Below are 21,862 nucleotides of genomic sequence, written 5' to 3'. Positions count from 1 at the left end.
CTATCACTTATTAGAGCAAATCCTAAAGGAATAAACGAAAGAATAAGGATATAACTTTCAACTGACTTACTTAATACCACATCTACTATTCCAATAACAAAAAGAAATACTCCTAGTGTTGATAAAATTTTTCCTGACGATAAAGCCAACGCCATCACACTCCTTCTAAAAATTCGGTTGATCTCATACCTAACTTCCACAAATTTTACCACAAATAAAACAGTTATTGAATGATAATACTCATTTTGATATAATTTACATTGATTCTATAAATAACCTAAAATGGGAGGTAATGATTTGAAGAAAACTTTTTTCTTTGCATTAACGAGCTTGATGTTTCTATCCAGTATTTTGTTTCCTAATGAAAGTATTGCAGTTCAAAGTGAGCCAAACGTTTCCTACACTCCACTGTCATCACAAATTGAAAAAGGTAAAAATGGAGGTTTTTCAAAAAGTTTAGAAGCCTTTAAAGAAATAGCAAAAGAAATAACAGGAAAAGAAGCGGAGGAAATGTACAATCAAACAGTTAAGGGTCTTGAAAATAACAAATTTGATACATATAAAGATAAAATAACAGTATCAAATATTGATGGTTTCAAAGTTTTTAAATTAGAAGAGTATGATTTATTATTAGTACAAATTGACGTTGAATCTGATGGTGTACATGGATTTTCAGTAATCTATGATAATACAAAAAAAGTAGTAGAGTATTCAGAGGTTTTAATCACCAAAATAAGTGACACCAAAGCAAATGTAAAGTCTCTAAGAAATGGAGAAATTGTTGTAGATAAAGACTATATACCATCAGTTGATAGAGACCAAAAATTAGGAACTGCAGCAAAAAAACATAAAAGTTTTTGGTCTGCAATGAATTACTGTTGGGACAATCTTGCACCTATTCCGGATTGGATACAGGACGGATTAAACCTTGCTTGCGCAGCTTTTTGTCTATCAGGTGCTGCTCCTGTTTGTCTCGGATGTTTAACAACAGCAGGAGTCGGATATTCTTTTGAAATTGGTTACTGTTCAGCATATGCACTTCGAAATAGTTAATGCACAAAAGAACTAAATTAAACATCATGAAAAGAAAAGAGAAGTACAACAGTTTACTGTTGTACTTCTTGATTGATGTGGATAGTTTTACAATGTAACTCCTCTTTGATCTTATTTTTTAACTTGTGTTAAAGAAGGACTCTCGTTCTGCAAACAACCTTGCCCAGTAGCTTTCCCATTGATTTTGAGCTAGTCATGTGTTGTCATCTAACACGAATCTTTTGTCCAGCATAAATTTTATTTGGATTTTTGATGCCATTCCAATTCTGCAGCGTCTTTATTGATGTGTTGAATCTTTTGGAGATTCCGAATAAAGTATCACCGGATTTGATTGTGTAATACTGTTTTTTATTCAATGCTGTTGAAGTACTGCTGCTAATCTTTAATTTTTGGCCAACATAAATCTTATTAGGGTCTTTTATGTTGTTCAAACTTTGGAGAGCTTTGACGGTTGTGTTGTATTTCTGTGCGATTTCCGAGAGCGTATTCCCTTTTTTGACTGTGTAAACCGTACCCGATTTAACTGGCTTTTTGTTTGAAATAGGTTTTACTGTAGTGGCAACTTTTTCAGTTTTTACGGCCACCTGTGCCCGTAACCCGTCACGATAACAAATATTCATATCAACATTACCAGAAATACCTGACACCTTTCCGTTAGAAGAATACTGCCAGATATCCGCATGACGGCCAAGTGTGTTGTTATAACGAGCAACCCATAATGCAAATGGCTTCAGCTTGGATTCGTCAAGGCAATTCTCAAGGAAAGACTTACCGCTGTATATCATGGCGAAGTAACCAGCTTTTTCAACTTCCCGTAAAAAGGCCACTGCTGCATCTGTCAAAACTGATTTACTGACATTCCGCTGATTGACTTCAAGATCAAGCACAAGCGGATATGTGAGACGGACCTTATTGGCAACTGACAAAAAGAACCTGGCCTCTGCCAATGCTTCTGACTTGGAACCGAATCTTGCAAAGTGGTAGGCTCCCGTTTTAATCCCCACAGCGTTAGCACCTGAAATATTCGTTACAAATTTATTGTCCTTTAATGTTGTCCCTTCTGTTGCTTTGATAAAAGCGAATTTAATACCGTCCCCCGCAACTTTCTTCCAATTGATATTACCTTGCCAGTGTGATACGTCGATTCCTTTGATTCCCATTATTAAAATCCTCCTTTAAATTATTAAAAGGCTGCCAGCCGGCAACCTCATTTTGTTAATCCTTTTTGTTTCAAAACTTCTTTTTGCTGCTTTCCTTTACCGGTAACATAGTTGTTTTTAAACCAAGCGACCAACGTCGTGATGATTGTAAAAATCGTGGAGCCGGCCAAATACAAAGCGTCGGCCAACGTATTGACCTGATCCTCGCTGATCGGCAAAGTTGATTTTCCAAACATGATCAATGTCTGGTTTACCAACGCAATAAAAAGAAGCACCGTCCGGACAACTGTGCCTTTGTCTAAGTTTTTCATATTGTGCTTTCCTCCTTATTTCTGCAGTAGATTATAAAAAACAGCGATTGCGCCGCCGATGATGCCGGTGCTTACCGCTGTAATGATCGCGCCGGTGATGCTGCGCTTGATCCAAGTTGTGTTTTCCTCGATCTTATTCAGCTTTTCATTGATAGATATAATCTGCTGATCATGGCGTTCTGATGTTCTTTCTAGGGTACTGACACGCTTCTCAAGCGTTTTTTGATCCGCCTTGATCTCTTTGATCTCTTTCTGAAATACTTCGTATTCGTTTGTTTGCGACATCTCCCTAAATCCTCCCGTTCTCACATCGTTTTCACCTCCTCCGAGGCAAAATAAAGACACCGTTTTTTTACGGTGTGTTCTTACAAGAAATGAGTAACCACAAGGTTTTTAATTTTCACGTCTGTTTCTCCGTTATTTGTCAACATAAGTCGCGGAGAGGCAGCTAATAAATCAACCTTCTGAGCGTCTCGGTCATTATTTTCTAATACAATGACATCTTCATAACCCCTCAGGGTATAGTTGCTTGTTCCCGGGATGATGTAAGTCATACGAACACTCAGATTCGTCTTTTCATAAAGATAAATCGCGAGTCCAAGCTGATGACCTGCCGCATCAATATTTAGATAGATAGACTCTCCTGCTTTGATGACCTGTTCTTCTAAAAAGCTTTCTGAAGTAATAGTTTTCAGTGCTTTTACAGGGAGACCATCAGCTGGAATGTCTAAAGAAGGCGCCTCAAATCCTCCTGAAACCCGGACATCCTGTTCACCTGATCCAAGTGATTGATATAGGGCAAAATCAGACTGTTCCAAGTTGCCGTTAACATATCGAAAACGATAATACCTTTTGGATAGATAAACCCATCCTGTGTCACCTAACTCATGTTTTTTTACATCGATAGATTTCACTGTGGACCAAGAATTCCCGTCGTCACTTTCTTCAACATATAATGACCCAGCTTTATCTGCAAAAGCATGGCCCCTCACTTTAGAAATAAGTACATCTCCCAGCCGGTCTTGGCCATATTGGTTATAAACCTCTGTAGCTTTAAGAGGCAGATTGGTCAGCAGCTCTGCGCCGCCGCTGACATCCATATTAGGAACTGTAAAATCCGTATCCCCCTCCCGAAATGGTTTCACCGCACCTGGTCTTGAATCAGCATCCAACGGAAACAAAAAATTGTGTTTAGCCAATGTTCATCCTCCTCTGTTTTTGTATATCTCTTTAATCTGACCAATCGAACGGATGAAGCACGCGCCCATAGATCACCCCCTAAAAGGCAAAATAAAAAAGCCTATATGACGGCTTCCGGCGGGTATTCTTCATTAAAGATTTCTTTGTATTGTCCGGGAGACACAAGCCTGTTATCTACCCCATCTTTGAAGTCTTCTGCGGTACAGTCTTTATAATAGAGTGCTTGTTTCACCATGTCTGTTGTGGCCCAATTATAGTAAAGTGCCAACACCCAAAAGTTCATTGCTGCTCCTCCCCTTTCAATTGAAGCGATTGAATCTTAAGTTTTGCCAGTTCTTGCCCCATAAGTTTGTATGACTCCTCAAGAGCTTTTCGTGCCAGCCTCTCCTCTGTCAGCTGGCGGCCAAGGGACTCTGTTAGGCTTGGCGGTGTATATAGCTGACTCTTTTTTGATTCTTCCCACCACAACTGCAGCTCCTCTTTTGTCGGAATAGGCGCCCTTAAATTCCATTCTTCAATATAAGATCCATTCCCATCGTTTCTCAAGACAAAATCCTTTTTGGGGATGGCCTCAGGATACTTGTACATGATGGCATCATATAAGATCATAAGCTCACCTCCTACATATTCGGGTAATTCCGGCCACCTAGTTCTAAAATATCGAAATAATTAAGAACTCCATCGCTGTCCATAAGATAACGGGTCTTGGTTCCGGAATAACCTGCATATACGTAAATCTCGATATAATCTCCTTCATCAAGTGGAACGCTTACTGTGCCTGTCACCGTCGCATGAAATTCTGTTGAATCACTGTTATCTTTTGGAGATGGAATGATGAAACGATTCATCAATTTATATTTAGTGCCGTTCTTGTAAACATAAAGCTCAAAGTTTGAATATTGGAGTGGGTTTTCAATATACAAACTTGCGCCTACCAGGTACATTCCTGAATGACTGGCCTTAAACCTGTTGTTTTTCGTATCAAACAATTTATGGCTGTCTTTGATGATGCGATTGAATTTGATTTTCTGGAGTTCCCCTCTTATCAAACCTTGTCTGCCTGTTGTCCCTATGTTCGTATGGGCAAAACCAGATATTTTTTCCCATTGGGTCCAGCCAGACTCATTCCACCAGTGCCGAATCCATGTCCCCGTATTATAGTAATAATCACCGGTTTCATTTGCGGTCCCATAAAAGTATTGAGTAAAACGATAGTTCGAACGCTTTTCGTTTTTCACAAAGCCATAGCTGAGTGGATAACCAGTTTTATTGCCTTGGCCAATATCCATCAATGTAATTCCGAGAGGATATTCACTTCCTGCAGTCCGGGCATCTTGAATCGCCTCTGAATCTGGTAAAACAGTCAATTTCTCATTGGTGAATGTTTGATCCGCATATGTTTTCGCATTCTCTTCCGCACGATCTGCTTTATCCTGGGCAGCACTCGGCGTTTCCTTGGCATTCCATTCTGCTCTTTCATCTGCTGTAATATGGATCGTTTCATCATCAACATGCCGAATAAATTCAGCTTTTGAAGCTTGCTTCACATTCTCTACATTCGCAAGCCCAATTTGGTCCTTTGTCGTGCCGTGCGGATTATTCAGGTCATTTTTATGGGCAGCCAAATCGGTATGCGCCTCTTTAATGCCTTTTTCCCAGCGGTTCACGTCATCTTCAGTTATCGGATCATCCGGGAGCCAGTCCGTCTTTTCTTTATAAGCCATTTATTCCACCACCTCAAATGTAAATCGGAAATCGAGCGTGCGGTTGGTGCTGACATCCAGATCGGGACTTCGTTCTGTAATCACATGGTCTTGATCATCGATGACCTGGACATTTTCAATATGGCTGACATCTTCCTCACGTTTGGTCAACACCGTGACAGTCGTGCCATTGATCGTGATGTCGGCAATCTCAGTTTCTTTCCCATTCAACAATACCTTTTGGATCCTGTTTTTTAGATCGGCCGCCACGCGCTCCCTGTAGTGTTTTGTAATCATGTTAATACCACCTCATTATTATCAAGTGTGACAGAATAGCCGACCTGGAGTTCCTTTATTTTTCGATACCTTCGATGATTCATGATGAACGTATCCTTAATCTTCAGCTGTTCATTAAAGCCCGGACGAAATGTATATGCGAGGTGAGCCGGCTTTATATTTTCAAGTGTTTCAATGAGCTCTCTGACATTCTGCAGATCATCAATATTGATATCTACATTAAAGCGGTACTCTTTCGGAAGCAGCCGAACTTGAGCCGAAGGATTCTTTAAAAATCGGTTTAAAGCTTGTTCGATAGCCTGATAAGTAGCCGGCGGAATATTTGATGTCTTCGAAATCAGCCGTAATCGCCTTATCTCTATAGAATCTCCAGATTCTCTGGCCACATTTAATAGAGCTTCCCACCGATCAAGGCCCCATGTCGCTGTTGTAATGAACAGCTGATCTGTTAGATCAAAAATATCATTGTTTAGCTGCTCAAACTCCGGAGCCTCCGCTTGTAGAATTTCGCTCATTTCTCTGACTTTTGTGAGGAACGGCGGCAAATAGTTCTCCATTTCTTCAATCTTGTTCATGGATCGTCACCGTCCCAAGCTTCGGTATGTCTTCATCCTTCAGCTCCAAGTTTTTCGTATCCCCGTTGATTTTCACATCAGCATAATCGCTGACAGAGTCCGCGTTAAACACAATGTTATTGATTTTGGAAAGTCGGACAATGCTTTCTGTAAATGCAATTTCTTTAAAAAAGCTTTTCACTTTATCCTCGATTTCTTTTTGAACATCCTCAATTGTGTAATCAGATTCGGGAACAACGGTGACTTCTATATCAACTTTTTTATATACTGCACTTTCTACGGTGACTGTCGCCCCAATTGGGGCCTGTCCCTCCCCTTTACCTGGTTCAGGATCAATATAGTCTTTTACCTTATCGACTAAGGTATCTGATGCAGGTTCCATTTTGGCATTCGTAATCACGATTTTAACCGTTCCGTCTCCATCCCAAAGTGGAAATACCTTCGCCCGGCCAACTCCGTCTACCTCTTCCGCCCATTGCTTATAATGCATTTTATTTGCGCTTACGGCTTCCCGCCGGACCCGGACGGAATACCGCGCATACAATTCTTCGTCTGTTTCCTCTTCCTTGCCTGGAACCAGGAGTTTCCCCATAACGGCTGAATCAAGTCCTGGAATTGTATCGAGAGAAAGAAGAGGACGCCCTTCTAAATTTGCGTTTCCGGCTTCTCCCGCGGTTTCACATTCCAAATATCCATCCCTCGTATATTTGAAATACAGATTGTCAATAAAGAAGCGGGAGCCTACGGGAATGTTAACGCCCTTTGTAAATTTTGCGGCCCTGACTGCAATTGTTGCTGGCTGCCTTTCCAAACCGGCTTCAGTGGCCCGCCTGTCTAAAAATTCACCTTGGGCAGTGTCGGCGAAGACCAATTCCAACACCGTGTCCAGCCAGATATAGGATTGAGCGAGTTCTGCAGCCGCTGGCGCCAGCGCATTCCAAATCACACTGTTTTCCCGTTTATCAATATCAGCTGGGACACGATCAAGCATACGCTCCATAATCTCATCAAACGTCTGATCTTCAAACATCTTCGCCAATCACCTCCTCAATCTCCAAGGTTCCTTCATCCGTTTCAACCGTAAATGATACATGAAAGGCGTCCTCTATTTTATGAATTTCAAAATCTTTGACGGCCGTGATTCTTTCATCAAAAACCAGAGCCTCCTCGATCAGTCGCGGGATCTCCATTTCTTTATAAGCATCGGTCGTTTCATTGTCAGAAAGAACCTCCTGTAGTTCATTTCCGATATCATGACTATAGATCGGATAACCGTAACGTTCTGTTCGAAGGGCCATATAGATCATTTGTTTTATGGCATCCAGCCCTGTTATGATTTCATTCGTTATTCGGCCGGAATCAAAATCAATTTTGTATGTTTTTGAAGTCTCAATGACGTCACTGTCATCCTCGATATCTTCAAATTCCACCTCTGGGGAAAGCGCCATGTCGGACACCTCCTATATCTTATCGATCACAAAAAAAGATTGCCCGCCTGGCATGGCTGCAATCATTACGTGGTCGCCTGTATTCAATTGATTGTATAAACGGATGTTTTTTTTCTCTCCGTCAAGCTCTATTTCCCTTGTATGTTCCCTTAAATGTTCAGCCACAACCAACAAATCAGAGGGAATCACCAATTTGTCATTGTCTCGAATTTTAATGCTGAGAGGTGAGGCTGATACGATTTCCGCGGGCATCACATCGACAGGAGATTCTGCATTCACGGCTCCGAGAGCCAATTCCTTTATGGCATCACTTAATCTCATGATGCCGACGCTCCACTTGGCATATGGTTTTTAGGGACAACATCGATCGTCATCGTGTGTTTTGAACCCTTAAATTCATGCTTGTCTGTATCGACCCAATACTTTTGTTTAATGCCGACCTCCAGGATCGAGATGTACACCGGCATGCCGCTTTGAAGATCCGGAATCCCAAGCGCCTGAATGCTTTTCAGCTCCTTTTTAACACCCTTTTTCTGTGACTGTCTAACTTTGGCCCGCTCTTGAAGCTGCGCCTGGTTGATGTTATCCGATACCGTTTCAACATACTGCAAAACACCATATTTTTTTATGCCGGTGCTGTCGCTTGCAGCGGCCGTATAAGTATTGTTGTCTTTCTGTCGGCGCATTTTAACGCGTGTCGCCGTATCATTTATGGATGTACTGTACTGATAGTCCATAATGTTGACGCCAGTTTCTAATACCCAAATTTCCGATGGATCCGGCCATGCCCGCAAACCAAGCTTTCCTTTGGATGAGTAGAGCTGAAAGTTTTTCCCCGTTTGCTTTTTGGTCTCTTTTAGGGCCTTCAAAATGATGTCATAAAGCGATGTGTCGTCTTTAATGACTAGAGATTTAATTGTATACCCTGTATTGGCGATCGAAGTCTTTGGGATTTGAAAATCATTGGCGATCCGGTGGACAATTTGATCCGCCCGCTTGTTTGAAAAAACATAGACATCTTTATTTTTCACAAGATATTGCAGCATATCATAAGCAGTGAACACTAACGTATGTTCATCAGGTATCCTGGAAAACACAATTCCGCGGAACAGCTCTTTGCCTTTCCACTTGAATAAAACCGTGTCGCCTTCCTGAACACTGTAATATTTTTGATCGCCTTGTTTGACCACGATCGTCGCTTGAATAGAGCGGGGAGCCTGGTACCGTTGCCCTTCAAGGGAAACACTTTCTGTCACCAGTTCCCTCCATTCCGTTTCTTTTACTACGAATAATTCAATCATATTCGTTCACCCCACTTGTTTTCATTGAGGTATCTTAAGTTTCTGGCCGGGAAAAATCCAATGACCAGGCTGCCTTATGTTTCGTTTACTCCGCTTGATCATCGCTGTTTTATTCGCATTCCAGATTTTCCGCCACTGCAGGCTGTTTCCATAAAATCGGCCAGCAATATGCCAGAGGGTATCTCCCTTTTTTACTGTGTATACTTTCGGCGCTGCCTTTGACGGCCGTTTCTTTTTCGTCTTCTTTTTTTGTTTGATCTTTCGCGGAGACGCTGTTTTATATTCCTTTAAGGTGATATCGAAATCACGATCCCCAATGTCTTTTTGGCCTTCATGGTGAGTAAAGGCATCGATGCTGCAGTTTAAATTGATCTTCGTTCCGGTAACGAGAAAACGAACCGGCTTTTTATTTTTCATCCACCGTTCGATCGTAGCAATTGCATTTTCCGGCGAAGGGAATCCCTTATATTCAGCTAAAGGGGAATACTTCTTCGGAAAATAAGAGGAAAACGAAATGGTTTTGGCATTCAGATCGTTGATGAATGTCAGCTCGCCAAATTTGGCCACTTGAACGGTTTCATTTGCCGTGTTGTTGGTTACGTCTATTTTTTCAGGAAGCACGGGGAAGCGCAGCTTTTCCTTCCCCTGGGATAGCCAAAATTCATAAACAGATTTAGTCAAAAGCTACACTTCCCTTCGTTCCAATGTTGATGTCCTCTTCTAACTCATCAACTAAGGCCTGTTTGATTTTATCAATTAAGCGTTCCACATCTTGATCATTGTGAAAATGCTGATCGCCATTAAAATGGATGTTGATTTCTTTGGTTCCAGACGGGACGACCGTGGCAGCACCAGTTTGGCCAGATGTGGCAATATCCACTTGATCAGACGACATGTCAGATTGTTGAGACGATGGCTCGACCACATCAAGACCAAGAGCCTGTGCTGCCTGAGAAAGGAGATAACGACCGCGGATACCGCGCTCTTCTGGAATAATCCATTCCCGTTTTCCCCCTTCACCGACACGAGCAATTTGTTCATTTGTGATTAACCCTCCGTTTGCGTAACCCTTATAGCTGCCACCATTTCGCTTGCTTCTCATTCCCGGCGTATTAAAAACAGAACCGTACCGAGCTTTGATGTAATTGATAGCAGCCACCGCATTATGAATCGGGTTCCAAATATCATTTAACCCTTTCATCTTATAGCCATTAAAGGTTGGATCAATGGTTTGCATTAACCCTTTTGATGGCGTGCCGCGTTTCGCGTTGCTGTCCCACAGGTTAATGGCCCGCGGGTTCCCGCCTGATTCATGCATGGCCATTTGAGATAGAGGTCCAAGCCAATTCATCGACGTGCCTGTGATCATAAGAGCCTTCTGCAGCCAGTCTTTTATGTTGCCGCCGACTGCCCCCATTCCTGCAAAAGCTCCAGCAAGAGAGCCGGCTTGTTTTTCAGCGAAGCTCTTCACATCGACTGAGCTTAAACCTTTCACGATACCGACAGACGCAAAACGCCCGAGACTCATCATGACTCGGGATGGGGAGTGAATATCCAATTCATCGCGAAAAGCTTGTTCCACTTTCTTGGCCAATTCCTTGGCAGCTTCTTTTACTTCATTCTCTTTTGAATTCATGCCGGATACAAAATTGCCAATCATGCCAGATCCCCAGCCTCTTGATGATTGATTCGAGTCCAGGAAAGGCTTATTGATATGGGTGCTGACATATTGGTTTGTACCCGTAGGCGTAGCATTCTGACCAGCCGCAAACCCTCTGACCGTATTCACACCCCAGGAAGAAGCCGAATTCACGGTGTTTTGAAATGGCGTCTTCACTTTTGACTGCAGGAATCCATCTGTTCCGGTAGCTGTTGCATTCTGCCCTGAAGCATATCCGGCTACAACATTTTTACCGAAGGATGGGGAGATTGTCACCAGGTTATTAAAAGGCGTTTGAATGTTTTTCTTCTTCCAGTCTTCTATAGAGACAACGTTTGAATTGAGTCCTTCGTCAAAGCCTTCGGTAAATTGCTGACCAAAAGACGATGCTTGATTCGTCATGTTTCCCGCATTCATTGATGGCGATACAGAAGCAGCAGAATAGGAAACAGCGCTAGAAATAGGTGCAACAGTTCCGACATCCGTAGAAACAGAACCGATATCATCAACAACCCGCATACCGAGTTGAGTTGCCGCTTGTGAGAGCAGCATCTTTCCGCGGCCCTGATTGTTTTGAGTTGGGATAACAAATTCGTTCCCGGCTTCGCCGATCCATGAAATGGTTGGTTTTGTGATATATCCACCTGTAGCATTTTTCTCAGGTTTATCTTTTGGCTTCCACCCTGTCTTTTCTTCACCGATTTTTTCAAATACCGATTTATCCTTACCATAGACAAGATTATCCCAGCCTTCTTTTATTGACCCTCCGAAATCTTTAGCTTTATCCCAGACTTTATCGACCCAACCAAACGCTTTTTCAAACGCTTTAGAAATATCATTGGCCACTCCAACAATTGGCTCTTTTACATTTTCATCAAACCAAGCAGAAATATCGGTCCAGTATTTGATCACTTTATTTTTTGCCATCCAAAAATGACCGTAAATTTGGATAGCTGCTATAATAAGATTTTTAATGATCGGATCCCAGACGTTCTCAGTGAACCATTTCGAAACAGTGTCCCATGTTTCCTTGATCCAATTCCATGCTTGGACAAGCCCATTCCAGATATCTGTTGCGGTCTGAATCGCAGGCTCCAAAATTGGATCCCAGACATTTTCAACGAACCAAGTTGAAACAGTCTCCCATGTTTCGGAAATCCAGTTCCATGCTTTGACGAACCAATCCCACACATCTAACGCAAATTGGACAACGTGGGACAATATTGGATCCCAAACATTTTCGACAAACCAGGTCGAGACGGTTTCCCATGTTTCAGAAATCCAGTTCCAAGCCTGAACAAGCCAGTTCCACACATCTATTGCGAACTGAACTACATGGGACAATATTGGATCCCAAACATATTCCATGAACCATGATGAAGCAATTCCCCATACCAACTGAATGGTATACCAGGCTACCGCAAAGAAGCCTACGACATTGTTTATAACTCTTATTCCAATATTGGATATAGGCGTCCAAACGTTATCTTGAAACCATGTCTTTACGGTTTTCCATGTATCCTGTATCCATGCCCACGCTTGTTTGAACCAACCCCACACTTGAATGGCAAAATCGACGACAGGTTTCAGAAAAGGATCCCAAACATTTTCTTCGAACCACGTTGTGACGGTTGACCACGTATTCTTAATCCAGGTGAGCGCATCATCAAACGTTTTAGAGACAGGGTCGGATACATTTTCCTCAAACCAATCAGATACCTTTTCCCATGTCTTTTGAATGTTGCTCCAAGCTTCTGACGATTTTTTCACAATAGTATCCCATGTTTCAATGATGCCGCCATCATCAATCCACTTTCCAATGGATTGTCCAAAGTCTGAACCGCCAATGCCGCCGGCGACACCACCAATAACACCGCCGATCGCGGTTCCGATTCCTGGCGCAATTAAGGTACCGACGGCAGCTCCTGCACTTGCTCCTCCAGCTGATCCTGCCAAGCCACCACCAAATCCGCCTAATTTTTCACCAGCATTGTCTTTATTCATGCCAATGAGTTCGGTTGCAGCAAGCGCGGTTCCTAAGATTGGAACACGTTTACCGACTGACTTGGCCCCTTTTCCTGCTTTGCTCCAGAACCCGCCGCCTCTCGTTTGGTTTGGATTTGACGGAGAAACTTTCTCTCCTTGGCCAAACCAAGGGTTGCGATATTCCGGTCCTCGACGGCCTCCGCCAGCTCTTTTATTTCTACCACCTGGGATGAGAGGGCCTCCTTTTCTCCCTCCGGAACCCGGTCTGTTTTTTAGCCACTTGTAGCCTGCGAAAACACCAGAAACAAACTTCCCAACAGGCTTGAGAAGACGTCCCACCTTACCGATAAAGGCTAAAGCGAACGCATCTGCAAGAAGGGCACCACCAACAGAACCTTGACCGGTGACCGCATCCCAATTTAATTTAGCGAGCTTTTTCGCAATGCGCATCGACAACTCAACCGGATCCAAAGCATCCACAAAGCTGACAACAAATGTCCGGCCGGCTTTTGTTCCGGCATTGACGAATCCATTTTCGGATGATTTATCATCAATTCCAAGCAAACCATTGATAACTCCATTAATGATGCCGCCGTAAGTGCTGCCGAGATTGCCTGCCATTTTAATTAAGCCGGGTTCTCCCGTCTTTTTCCACCATTCTCCGAAAACATCCTTCGTATTGTCGAGAACAATATGCCAACGGGTTTCAAAATCCATATCCCTGTATTTCTGCAGCTGATCAAACCGTTTTTTCAGCTTAGGGTCTTCTTTGAATTTAAGCTCCAGCTCTTTCTTTTGTTTTTTCGTAAGTTCTCCTGGAAAAAGGATTTTAAACTGTTCACCGATGAAGCCAAACACATTTTTCGTTGGATTCAAGAAGCTTTCCGCAAAGGCCTTTCCTGCCTTCTGAGCTTTATTTGTAAGGTCCGTCAGGACAAAAGAATATTCGCCGCGCCATTCTCTAAACGCTTCAAGAGCCGGCTGAAATGCCTCTGCCAGCCCTTTTCCCCATGGCATGAGAATGGAGTTATTGATAAATGACTTAACCCCTAAAAATAAGTTTGCGAGGTTGTCAGACATCTTGACCATCATGTCATTGTATTTGCCGAATTCTTTTGTGACCTGTGGCCAAGTTTTAGAAATGTCCTGTCCACTCTCCGCTAATTTCTCAAGTTTGCCTCGGGCCTCACCTGAGATCGCCCCCATTTCTTGCAGGGCTGCCGTCGCATCCCCGATCGGACGGCCTGACTTGATCCCGTCATAGAGGCGTCCCATCCAAAGAGCGACTTCCGAGAATGGCCGCTGCACACCTGCAGCCACGTCCCCGACAAGTTTCATCCCTTCTGCAGTAGAAAGGGCGTTTCCTGTAAAGACTTGCAGCACCCGGCTTGATTCAAAGATTTCATCCCGGGTAAATGGAGTTTGACCAGCGAACGTTGTTAATTCGTCCAGCCTTTGATTGGCTTTAGCTTGGCTCCCAAGTAGGGTTTCAAATGCAGTCGTCATATTCTGACGATCAGCGACCATCTTTAAAGGAACAACAATCCCTCCGGTTGCCCCAGCTCCTACACCGAGAATTCCGAGTGTTGAAGTTGCCGCGGAAGCGATCGCCTTCAGGGGCTTAGTCGCAAGGTCTAACACTTTGACAGTGGCGGTCCATGTACGATTCAAGTGTTGGTTCGCAAAAGACGTAACCCGACGGGCAGGCGCTGTAAACCGATCAATTGCTTGAATACTTGATTTGTAGTATTCCGGAATTTCACGCCTTGCACTTGAGACAATACGATTCACGGTTTTCGTCATCATATCTACCGCCCGAACTGTCACATGATAACCTTTTCCCAGCTGATCTTTGGCATACCTGGAAATACGACGAATGACGGCCGTCGCCCGATCATTTGCCTCAATAAGGATTCTGCGAGGACCGGATAAGTGACGATCCAAATATCGCCTCAGTCGCAAAATCTGCGGTGTTGCCCGGTCTACCACTTTCGTCATGATTTCATGGGTTCGCGGCATCCGTCGTGCAATAAACCGATTCATCTTTTGCATGGATCGGGTAGCCAAATCTTTCACAGAAAGGACAAGCTGATGAGACTTGCCGATATCCCGAAGGATGAACATATGAATTCTTCTCAATGTTTGGCTGGCCCTATCTCTTACCCGAATGACAAAAGGACGCTGTTCAGTCCTTTGTCTGAGTCTATCAATACGAACCATCTCACCCCGAATCACACGAAGACGGGAGGTCATGCGATCCTGCAGATCAAAGCGTGCAGTTAATTTGGCCATAATCTATTTACCTCCCTTCTTTGCCTCTTTCTCTAAAACTTCAAGCTTGTGACCGATAAGTCCAAATAAAAACGCCTTAAAGTGTCGCGGCGCTTCATAGACTTCTAACAGTTGGGATGGAGAATAATGAAGCTCATGCATGCAGTAATACAAATACACGGCCTCCTTATTCCCATCCTTTATTAGTTTTTTACAGCGGCTTCTAAATCTTCTGGATCGTCTTCAAAGCCGTTGATTTCAATTGCTTTGTTGAGCCAATTCGCATATTCACCGCCGACAGACAGCACGCGCTTGGCGACTTCTACTGGATCAGGTGTCTTATATGCCTCTCGCAACTCTTTTGAACGGAAATCCGGATAAACAGTAGATTCAACGGCAATTCGCGCATAAAATCGCTGAGTGTCCAGATCTTTCACGCGGCCCCGGCCTTTCACATTTTTATAAGTTGTATTCTCTTTTTCTAGCTCATCGATGCGCTCTGTCGTGATAGCCTTGAACACAAAAGGAATGACGTTCCCCTCTTTATCTTTAAAACGCTTTGAGATAGGCACCTTTACTTCTTCTGCTTCCTCCGTTTGTCCTGGCATAAAGAAGGAAAGATCATATACTTTTTCATTTTGTTTTTCGCTCATGTGTATTAACTCCTTTTCATTTTGTCTTTAGGCAACAAAAAAACACTCTCGGTGGTTGAGAGTGTTATGGTAAAATATTCATTGTACAAAGTTTTCGGCTCACTCAAGGGAAGTTGGCTCATCCCCTATGGAAGGGGGTGATGCTTATGACAACATACGAAACAGTCTCATTAATGATTGCTTTTGGCATGTTAATTGCCGTGTTGTTGTCGCAAAAAGAAAAATAGACTTCCCTTGAGCCCTGGAAAAGCAAAGGGAAAGTCTATTTACTAAAAGACACTTTGAGCCAGCCCCTTGAGGGCCGCTTTGTACACCTGACTCGACTGTTGCCCGCAGTCGGGTCTTTTTTAGTTTATGCAAGAAGTTAAGAATGTAAACCATCTGATGTCCTTCACCGCTAATTATGATTAGTGATTTTAGGTAACATCAGAAGACTTTGATATACATTCAGTATACATTCATTATCTACAAAACTAATTAATAATGCAATAAAAATTGTATCCTCAATACTTTTAATTGATGGTAAAACACATTAGAAAGAGTCATTCAGCTTCTCTGGCAAATCAAAATCCTCAAAAGTGAACGGCACTTCCTCTTCCAAGGCCTCTGAGTCTACATCGAGCCCCGCGATCTTGGCGGAGTCAAAGTTCACATCAAACAGTGTGACTCGTTCTGTTCCGCGACCGGAAGACTGATCATCGAGAACAGCCTGCAATGTGAAATATGGATCTTCTCCCTTTTTCACATAGTTCAACATCAACTGCACAAATCGTGATGTGACTTTGTAGAAGGTGGCTGTTCCTGTTCCATTTGCCCCCGTTGTCTTATGCCCTGTCATACGGCGGCCCATGACATTGACCTCTGCTTTATTTTTCTCAACGTTTGCTTCAAATGTTTTAATAAAAGCCAGTTCTTCCCCATCCAAAAACAGACGGCCTTCTTTTCCTGAAATCGTGTTTTGTGCTTTAAAAGCCATCTTACTTCACCTCCACATTGAAGTAGAATTTTTCAGCTGCATCAACCGGTTGAACGGCCAGGTCAATCAAGAATCCGTCACGGTCCTCATTTAGCTTGATAGTCAGATCGTTTTCTGAATCAAATCCTATAACCCCATCTCCGTCCTGAAGTGTTGTCAGGTATTGAATGATGAGCGTTTTGACATACTGCAGGCCATCATCAGAAGCCGGGATGTCACTGCCGGTTCCTTTTCTGGATTTAATGAGTGCTTTCAGTTCCCGCGTGAGATCGTTGTTGATGGCATCAAGTACTCGGATGATTTTGTTTTTCGAGAATTTTTTATTTTTCTCGGCCGTATAGGTCGTGAGAGAATTAATATCCTTTTCAACGCTGACAGATTTATCGCGAGCGTCAAATGTGAATAAGAACTCCCCGTTGTTCAGCTTTTCAATGACTGTGTCATCATCAAGGCGGTTCAGGACATCCACCGCACCTTCGTATTCAACAAAGGTCAAGGATTGATTGAAAGAAGCTCCCGCGCTGGCCCCGGCAACCCATGCTGTAGCCTGATGCGGCGCAATCTCTGTACCGTCTTCCAACAGCACACCTTCTGTCACATTGATAATGCCTTCATAATCGCCTTTATAACCGGAAAGGACACCTTGAACCTTGCGCCCCTGCTTATCGCGTAAACGTTGAATAAAGGATACGAATGTGGCTTTCAGCTGATCACTATTTTTCACCGGTAATGCTATGGTATCAAAGTATTCTGTCTCGGCTGCCTCCAAGAAGTCCATATAGTCTTCATTCGATACACTTTTGTCTGTGCCGCCAGACAACCGGACTCCGGCAGAAGTGTTTAATTTTCCTTCTTCCTTGTCACCTTCAGCCCCTGAAAGCGGAATTGTAATGGTCAGTTCTCCTTTTCCAGTGAAAGTGACGTATTGGTTTGACTTGAGTTCCTCTGCCTTAGAAACCGTTTGTTTATCGACTTCAGACTGATTAAAGAATGTAGTGACATCATATTTTGAAGAATCCAGGACATTTTCGCTGACTTGAATAATAATGTCATTGCCCTTTGTGCCGCCATAATTGGCCGTAGCCTTTACACCTTCGCCGATATCACCCGTAGCCCGGTTTCCTTCATTCAGACGATACAGGAGAACCGTCTGTGCTTTTTTCTTAGCCTCTCTGAAAAGGAGGAGGGTTGGATCATCAATTGGCAGACCGACTTTCTTATTCAGGTCCTCAATGCTTAAAATTGAAATGAACTTTTTCGCTTCTCCCCAGCTCGTTTTAACAGGTACAGCCGCAATCCCACGCTCACCAAGAGAAACGCGTTCCTGGGCTGTCGTTTTAAAATTAAAATAAATGCCGGCACGTTCTTTTTCCTTGCCGGGCGTAAATGTTCCGCCATTCATTTAGTTAGCCTCCTTCCGAAGAAATTCGCGAATGCGTTTCTTCGTCTCTGTTTTTGTCACTTGCTTCTGATCTAAACCAAAAAGAGCACCGTCCAGAACTTCAGGTTTAACCCCAAATAGCTCTTTACTGTGCTCCCGTAAGTCTTGAATATGAAAAAGAGATTCAGGGCGGCGCGTGGCATTCTCTTGCCCCTCAACCTCTTCATTTTTTGATTTCTTTGTATCCATTTATTTCACCCCGCTTGTAAAATCAAAATCTTGAAGAGACGGCTTTTCATCTCTTTTGTACCAATACCGGCTGTTCCATTGAACAACCAACACAGCGACCCCTTTATCAGATATTCGTGATTCTATCCGATTGATACGCAAAGATTCCCCCGTCTCCGTTCCTTCGGTATCAACAAGAGGAATCGTGCTGCGCCTTTCCCTTACAGCTTCAGCGATCTTCTCAGCTTCATCGTGGGCCTGTTGTGAATCCTTATGAAACAGCTTCACATTGAGGCTGTACGTTTTCATATACGTTGACACTGTGTCATTCCCATCCGCTACAGAAGGCGGCGGGAAATAGAGAGACGGGGTTTTAATTTGAATAGGAATCTTCCGGTCATATATTTGGACGGGAAACACCCGATAAAAGAAGTTCATAATGGACCCGACTTCATCGTTCAAGCCATCACCACCTTTAGAATTCATCCAGCCATTCCTGAAGCTTGCGGTCTAAACTTTTTTCAAACATTCGCTCAAAGATCGCCAGGGCATTGTCCCAGAACCCGGATCCGTCAATCCATTGAAACTTCAACAGCATTCCGGTTTCCGCAGCGGGATCATATTCAAAGCGGTCACCTTTCCATCGCCCAGGAACCCACCGGCGGTCGAGATTCTTTGATGGATCAATTGTAAAGTGCCCGTCGTTTACAAAAGAAGCGTATTCCAAATTGGTCCCTACATCCAATGTCAGATTGCCAGCGGTCGTAGAGAAAATATTGTCTGCGTCACCCTTCTCAAAAGAGTTTAAAAGGCGGCGCGTTTCGACGGTTTCAGTTTTCATAATTTCATCTTGCACAATATCCAAAAACTCATAACCCATCGCCTCAAGCCAGAGCTCATATTGACTTTGAAGCCCTCCATCAATTGCTTCATCGAGGGCCTGAATAAATTCATCTAAGCCGTCAATTCTCATAGATCGTCACTCCTGACTGCCGTCACCTCAATATGATGACTTTTAATTTTTCTTGGCTTCTGCAGCTTATAAGAAGTTCCTTCCCAAATCACTTTATCATTCAGTCGAATATCCGCTGAAGCTGGGAAATGAACCAGAAAAGATTGAACGATCAATGTATTCGGCTCCTGCTGCACAACGGATTGATTTTTCTCCGTAAAGTAACAAGCTTGATCCAAAATATCCGGTTCATCTGGATACGAGAATTCTGGCTGGCCATCCTGAACCGGAACACCATACCGGGATTCCGCTGGCTGTTCCTCTTTTAGATGGTATATGTCACAGCGGTGTGTTAAGAGCCGGCTGTAGCTCATAATGCCCTCACCCTAAGGAAAACAGATTCTTTACCATCAGGTGGGACATTTGGATCCTCAACAAAATCTTTTAATAGATTTGCGACATCTGGCTTTTGAATGGTCTGACCATCTCCAAGCGTATAGGAATAGTCTCCGATTTTTTCAGATTTATAGCCTTTGACGATAGATTCATCAGAATTAATCAAAGCGAAATATTGCGCCAGCTTTAATAAGGCCAGCTTAACCTTTTCTGGCAGCGGCTGATATTTCTCACCAGAGAAATCATGACCGGCAATGTTTTGAATTTCGGTTTCTGCCTCCAAAATATCGTGCTGAAGCAGGTCATCAGGCCGAGCCTTTACCGTATCGAAAACAGAATAGGCAATCACTTCGTCAGGAGTGATCAACATGCCGCGTCACTCCCCTTGTTTCTGCAGGATGAAGGCAATCCTTTCATCTGCGTTTTTGAACGCTGCAGGATCGCCGCCAAGATCAGAGATAATGTCCTCTTGTCCTGCCTTCGTCATGCCTCTCAATTCTGATTCTGTGTATACTTTCGAAGCAGGCGATGCCGCTGATGTTTTAGCGGCCGCTCCCTCTTCCTTCGATTCGCCGCTGTCTTCTGCGCCATCATCCTTGGACTTGCCATCAGTCTCGGGGTCTTCTTTCTCTTCTTTTTCTTTGATCAATTTGCAATCAAATTGTTCATTGTCTTTAAGATAGAGATACACCGATTCCTTGACGTCTCGCTCTGCACCCAGGGTAAAAACATGGTCCATAACATCGTAAGTTTTCCCTTTGATCAGTTGCGCTTTATAGGTATCTGCCATGCGTCTTCACCTACTCTTTGACCTTGATGATTTTGGCTACCGCGTCCTCTTCCTCAAACACACTGTCCAGTTTTGCCGTCAAAACAATAATGAATTTTCGGCGGCGGATATCTTTATCGACTTCAATTCTGATATTACGGGAGAAGCCGAGCACGATGTTTTTCGGATGAGTCAAAATGACGTCTGATACATCGATCGCTTTTTCTCCTTCGCCGGTGGAATATGGCTGCATGTTTGCAATTCCCTTGATCGGCACACCAAAAGCAGAAGAAAGCCCACCTTGAACAGCAGCATCCCCTAAGTTGGTTTGACGATCGGCCACCTTATCCTTCCATTCAACTTCGATACCTGGTGAAGTATAGAAACGGAATTCCTGCGGCACGCGCAAATATTTAGGCGGTACAGCTTTATAACCCCGTTTGAAAATTTGCCGTGACAACTCTCCCCCCGCAGCATCCACAATGTGAGATTTGGCTTGCTTACGGATTCCATCAATTTGTGCAAGGAATGAATCATCTGATTTTGAATCACCGTTTATGATCAATTCCTCGATATCAACTGCCGCACGCTCAGCCAGCATTTGCATGATTGTGTTTTGCAGGCCATCTTTTTCAATGTTATTTTCGAGTGTGTCATAAGTGATGTTGACTTCGGCAATGACTTCTTTTGCATTCAGGCTGATTGTGCTTGTAGATGGGACTGCTTTGTCTTCAGTAGTCAATGCCTTCCCTTCTTCACCAGCTCTGAGGATACGTTGCCCAAAGCCGATCTTCTCAAATTTCTGTGCATCGTGGTCCATCTGAATGACACGGGCATCATTTAAAATCGTTGGCGTGTCTTGAACCATCTGAATAAATGTATTTGCCTGAGTAGGATTCATCATCCCGCCGCTTTTCAGTGATGCGAGCGTCATTTCTGCCTTATTGATAATCTCCTGGTTTCTCATCGTATTCCTCCTTTAAAGTAAGCCGTCCCAAACTGACTTTTTGATTTCTTCGTGGTCTGACTCCTGATCAGATCCGGCTTGTTTTGAAATTCCGCGGCTCTTTTCAACAGCTTCTAAGCGTTCTTGAATAGGTGAGAGCTTTTGTTCAAGCAGCTCATCCATTTGCTTGGTGACGGACTGTTCTTGTTTTTCATCCTGCCCGTCCCCCTCTGCAGATTCCGCTTCCTTTTCAATTTCATCAAGTCGTTTGGTGATCGGGTTTAATTTGTCATCAAGCAATTTTTCAATATCTTCTTTTTTCAACTCGTCTTCCTCCTCTTCTGCTTCAGCCTGACTCAGCAATTTGTCGAGAGCGGCATGAGCGTTTTTGATTTCATTCAGGTTGGATGCCGAAAACTTCCGGCCGGCTTTTTCTACTGGTGTTTGTGGCTCTTCATGTTTGCCTAAAAAGAAATTTTTCAGCAAATTAAAAAGCCCTTTCTCTTCATTGGCAGAAGGAGAAAAAGGCTTCTCTTTTTGTTTTTCGATTGTTTCGGCGGTCCCGGCCATTGAATACCCGGTGATGTCGCCTTTTT

General features: G+C 43.4%; 28 protein-coding genes and 1 pseudogene. 2 read left to right on the top strand and 27 right to left on the bottom strand.

Features of this window, described 5'->3' with window-relative positions; translation table 11 throughout:
* Positions 1-297 precede the first annotated feature (297 nt).
* Positions 298-1,053 carry a hypothetical protein gene (locus BTA31_RS18105; protein WP_076793416.1) on the top strand — a complete coding sequence of 252 codons (756 nt, stop codon included), beginning with the start codon at positions 298-300 and terminating at the stop codon, positions 1,051-1,053.
* 203 nt (positions 1,054-1,256) lie between these two features.
* Here BTA31_RS18105 and BTA31_RS18100 read toward each other — a convergent pair whose 3' ends face one another.
* The 17 genes from BTA31_RS18100 to BTA31_RS18025 all read right to left on the bottom strand — a co-directional run bounded on the left by BTA31_RS18100 (position 1,257) and on the right by BTA31_RS18025 (position 15,618).
* The gene (locus tag BTA31_RS18100; RefSeq protein WP_076793415.1) at positions 1,257-2,213 is read right to left on the bottom strand and encodes a GH25 family lysozyme; all 957 of its coding nucleotides are present in this window, start codon (positions 2,211-2,213) and stop codon (positions 1,257-1,259) included.
* A 47-nt stretch (positions 2,214-2,260) separates the two neighbouring features.
* Positions 2,261-2,524 (bottom strand): phage holin, encoded by a 264-nt coding sequence (locus BTA31_RS18095; protein ID WP_076793414.1) that lies wholly within the window; start codon positions 2,522-2,524, stop codon positions 2,261-2,263.
* A gap of 15 nt (positions 2,525-2,539) precedes the next feature.
* Positions 2,540-2,809: a hemolysin XhlA family protein gene (locus BTA31_RS18090; protein WP_020450984.1), complete on the bottom strand. Its 270-nt coding sequence runs from the start codon at positions 2,807-2,809 to the stop codon at positions 2,540-2,542.
* Between the two features lie 80 nt (positions 2,810-2,889).
* Positions 2,890-3,723, bottom strand: a complete 834-nt coding sequence (locus BTA31_RS18085; protein WP_076793413.1) for a hypothetical protein — start codon at positions 3,721-3,723, stop codon at positions 2,890-2,892.
* A 101-nt stretch (positions 3,724-3,824) separates the two neighbouring features.
* A complete protein-coding gene (locus tag BTA31_RS18080) occupies positions 3,825-4,007 on the bottom strand; it encodes an XkdX family protein (RefSeq protein WP_076793412.1) in 183 nt (60 codons plus the stop codon).
* Positions 4,004-4,333 carry an XkdW family protein gene (locus tag BTA31_RS18075; RefSeq protein ID WP_043929125.1) on the bottom strand — a complete coding sequence of 110 codons (330 nt, stop codon included), beginning with the start codon at positions 4,331-4,333 and terminating at the stop codon, positions 4,004-4,006. The genes BTA31_RS18080 and BTA31_RS18075 overlap by 4 nt, the downstream gene beginning before the upstream one ends.
* Positions 4,334-4,344: 11 nt before the next feature.
* Positions 4,345-5,448: a hypothetical protein gene (locus tag BTA31_RS18070; RefSeq protein ID WP_076793411.1), complete on the bottom strand. Its 1,104-nt coding sequence runs from the start codon at positions 5,446-5,448 to the stop codon at positions 4,345-4,347.
* A complete protein-coding gene (locus tag BTA31_RS18065; protein ID WP_076793410.1) occupies positions 5,449-5,724 on the bottom strand; it encodes a hypothetical protein in 276 nt (91 codons plus the stop codon).
* Positions 5,721-6,299, bottom strand: coding sequence for a YmfQ family protein (locus BTA31_RS18060; RefSeq protein WP_076793409.1), 579 nt, complete (start codon positions 6,297-6,299; stop codon positions 5,721-5,723). The genes BTA31_RS18065 and BTA31_RS18060 overlap by 4 nt, the downstream gene beginning before the upstream one ends.
* A complete protein-coding gene (locus BTA31_RS18055) occupies positions 6,286-7,329 on the bottom strand; it encodes a baseplate J/gp47 family protein (protein WP_076793408.1) in 1,044 nt (347 codons plus the stop codon). The genes BTA31_RS18060 and BTA31_RS18055 overlap by 14 nt, the downstream gene beginning before the upstream one ends.
* Entirely contained in the window at positions 7,322-7,747 is a 426-nt protein-coding gene (locus tag BTA31_RS18050; RefSeq protein WP_076793407.1) for a DUF2634 domain-containing protein, read from the bottom strand. Before BTA31_RS18050 ends, BTA31_RS18055 begins: the two co-directional genes overlap by 8 nt.
* Positions 7,748-7,759: 12 nt before the next feature.
* Positions 7,760-8,068: a DUF2577 domain-containing protein gene (locus BTA31_RS18045; protein WP_076793406.1), complete on the bottom strand. Its 309-nt coding sequence runs from the start codon at positions 8,066-8,068 to the stop codon at positions 7,760-7,762.
* Positions 8,065-9,048: an XkdQ/YqbQ family protein gene (locus tag BTA31_RS18040; protein WP_076793405.1), complete on the bottom strand. Its 984-nt coding sequence runs from the start codon at positions 9,046-9,048 to the stop codon at positions 8,065-8,067. The genes BTA31_RS18045 and BTA31_RS18040 overlap by 4 nt, the downstream gene beginning before the upstream one ends.
* A gap of 21 nt (positions 9,049-9,069) precedes the next feature.
* Positions 9,070-9,729, bottom strand: a complete 660-nt coding sequence (locus tag BTA31_RS18035; RefSeq protein ID WP_017474907.1) for a LysM peptidoglycan-binding domain-containing protein — start codon at positions 9,727-9,729, stop codon at positions 9,070-9,072.
* Positions 9,722-14,986 carry a transglycosylase SLT domain-containing protein gene (locus BTA31_RS18030; RefSeq protein ID WP_076793404.1) on the bottom strand — a complete coding sequence of 1,755 codons (5,265 nt, stop codon included), beginning with the start codon at positions 14,984-14,986 and terminating at the stop codon, positions 9,722-9,724. Before BTA31_RS18030 ends, BTA31_RS18035 begins: the two co-directional genes overlap by 8 nt.
* 3 nt (positions 14,987-14,989) lie before the next feature.
* Positions 14,990-15,139, bottom strand: a complete 150-nt coding sequence (locus BTA31_RS22625) for a hypothetical protein (protein ID WP_085959894.1) — start codon at positions 15,137-15,139, stop codon at positions 14,990-14,992.
* 29 nt (positions 15,140-15,168) lie between these two features.
* On the bottom strand, positions 15,169-15,618 hold the full coding sequence (locus BTA31_RS18025; protein ID WP_016886606.1) for a phage tail assembly chaperone: 450 nt from the start codon (positions 15,616-15,618) through the stop codon (positions 15,169-15,171).
* A gap of 140 nt (positions 15,619-15,758) precedes the next feature.
* Here BTA31_RS18025 and BTA31_RS23410 point away from each other — a divergent pair, with 140 nt between their 5' ends.
* Positions 15,759-15,845: a putative holin-like toxin gene (locus BTA31_RS23410; protein ID WP_142243758.1), complete on the top strand. Its 87-nt coding sequence runs from the start codon at positions 15,759-15,761 to the stop codon at positions 15,843-15,845.
* A 305-nt stretch (positions 15,846-16,150) separates the two neighbouring features.
* On the opposite strand, the gene BTA31_RS18015 is transcribed toward BTA31_RS23410, so the two are convergent.
* From BTA31_RS18015 to BTA31_RS17970, 10 genes and pseudogenes are all read right to left on the bottom strand, one after another.
* A complete protein-coding gene (locus BTA31_RS18015; protein ID WP_026586540.1) occupies positions 16,151-16,594 on the bottom strand; it encodes a phage tail tube protein in 444 nt (147 codons plus the stop codon).
* A gap of 1 nt (position 16,595) precedes the next feature.
* On the bottom strand, positions 16,596-17,996 hold the full coding sequence (locus tag BTA31_RS18010; RefSeq protein WP_076793402.1) for a phage tail sheath family protein: 1,401 nt from the start codon (positions 17,994-17,996) through the stop codon (positions 16,596-16,598).
* Complete coding sequence (locus BTA31_RS18005; RefSeq protein WP_076793401.1) at positions 17,997-18,224, bottom strand: YqzN/YkzM domain-containing protein; 228 nt, start codon at positions 18,222-18,224, stop codon at positions 17,997-17,999.
* Positions 18,225-18,665 (bottom strand): phage tail terminator family protein, encoded by a 441-nt coding sequence (locus tag BTA31_RS18000; RefSeq protein ID WP_076793400.1) that lies wholly within the window; start codon positions 18,663-18,665, stop codon positions 18,225-18,227. It abuts the gene before it with no gap.
* Between the two features lie 13 nt (positions 18,666-18,678).
* Positions 18,679-19,176, bottom strand: a complete 498-nt coding sequence (locus tag BTA31_RS17995; RefSeq protein ID WP_016886612.1) for an HK97 gp10 family phage protein — start codon at positions 19,174-19,176, stop codon at positions 18,679-18,681.
* The gene (locus tag BTA31_RS17990) at positions 19,173-19,529 is read right to left on the bottom strand and encodes a DUF3599 family protein (RefSeq protein ID WP_076793399.1); all 357 of its coding nucleotides are present in this window, start codon (positions 19,527-19,529) and stop codon (positions 19,173-19,175) included. Before BTA31_RS17990 ends, BTA31_RS17995 begins: the two co-directional genes overlap by 4 nt.
* A complete protein-coding gene (gene yqbG / locus BTA31_RS17985; RefSeq protein WP_076793398.1) occupies positions 19,526-19,921 on the bottom strand; it encodes a protein YqbG in 396 nt (131 codons plus the stop codon). The genes BTA31_RS17990 and yqbG overlap by 4 nt, the downstream gene beginning before the upstream one ends.
* 6 nt (positions 19,922-19,927) lie before the next feature.
* A complete protein-coding gene (locus tag BTA31_RS17980) occupies positions 19,928-20,341 on the bottom strand; it encodes a YqbF domain-containing protein (protein WP_076793397.1) in 414 nt (137 codons plus the stop codon).
* A 10-nt stretch (positions 20,342-20,351) separates the two neighbouring features.
* Positions 20,352-21,287 (bottom strand): phage major capsid family protein, encoded by a 936-nt coding sequence (locus BTA31_RS17975; protein ID WP_076793396.1) that lies wholly within the window; start codon positions 21,285-21,287, stop codon positions 20,352-20,354.
* A gap of 12 nt (positions 21,288-21,299) precedes the next feature.
* Positions 21,300-21,862, bottom strand: a pseudogene (locus tag BTA31_RS17970) (XkdF-like putative serine protease domain-containing protein); the annotation flags it as partial.

This window comes from Bacillus haynesii, assembly GCF_001969855.1.
Classification (GTDB): Bacteria; Bacillota; Bacilli; order Bacillales; family Bacillaceae; genus Bacillus; species Bacillus haynesii.
The sequence above is the reverse complement of the archived record's forward strand: the minus strand, read 5'-3'. Positions and strand labels throughout refer to the sequence as shown.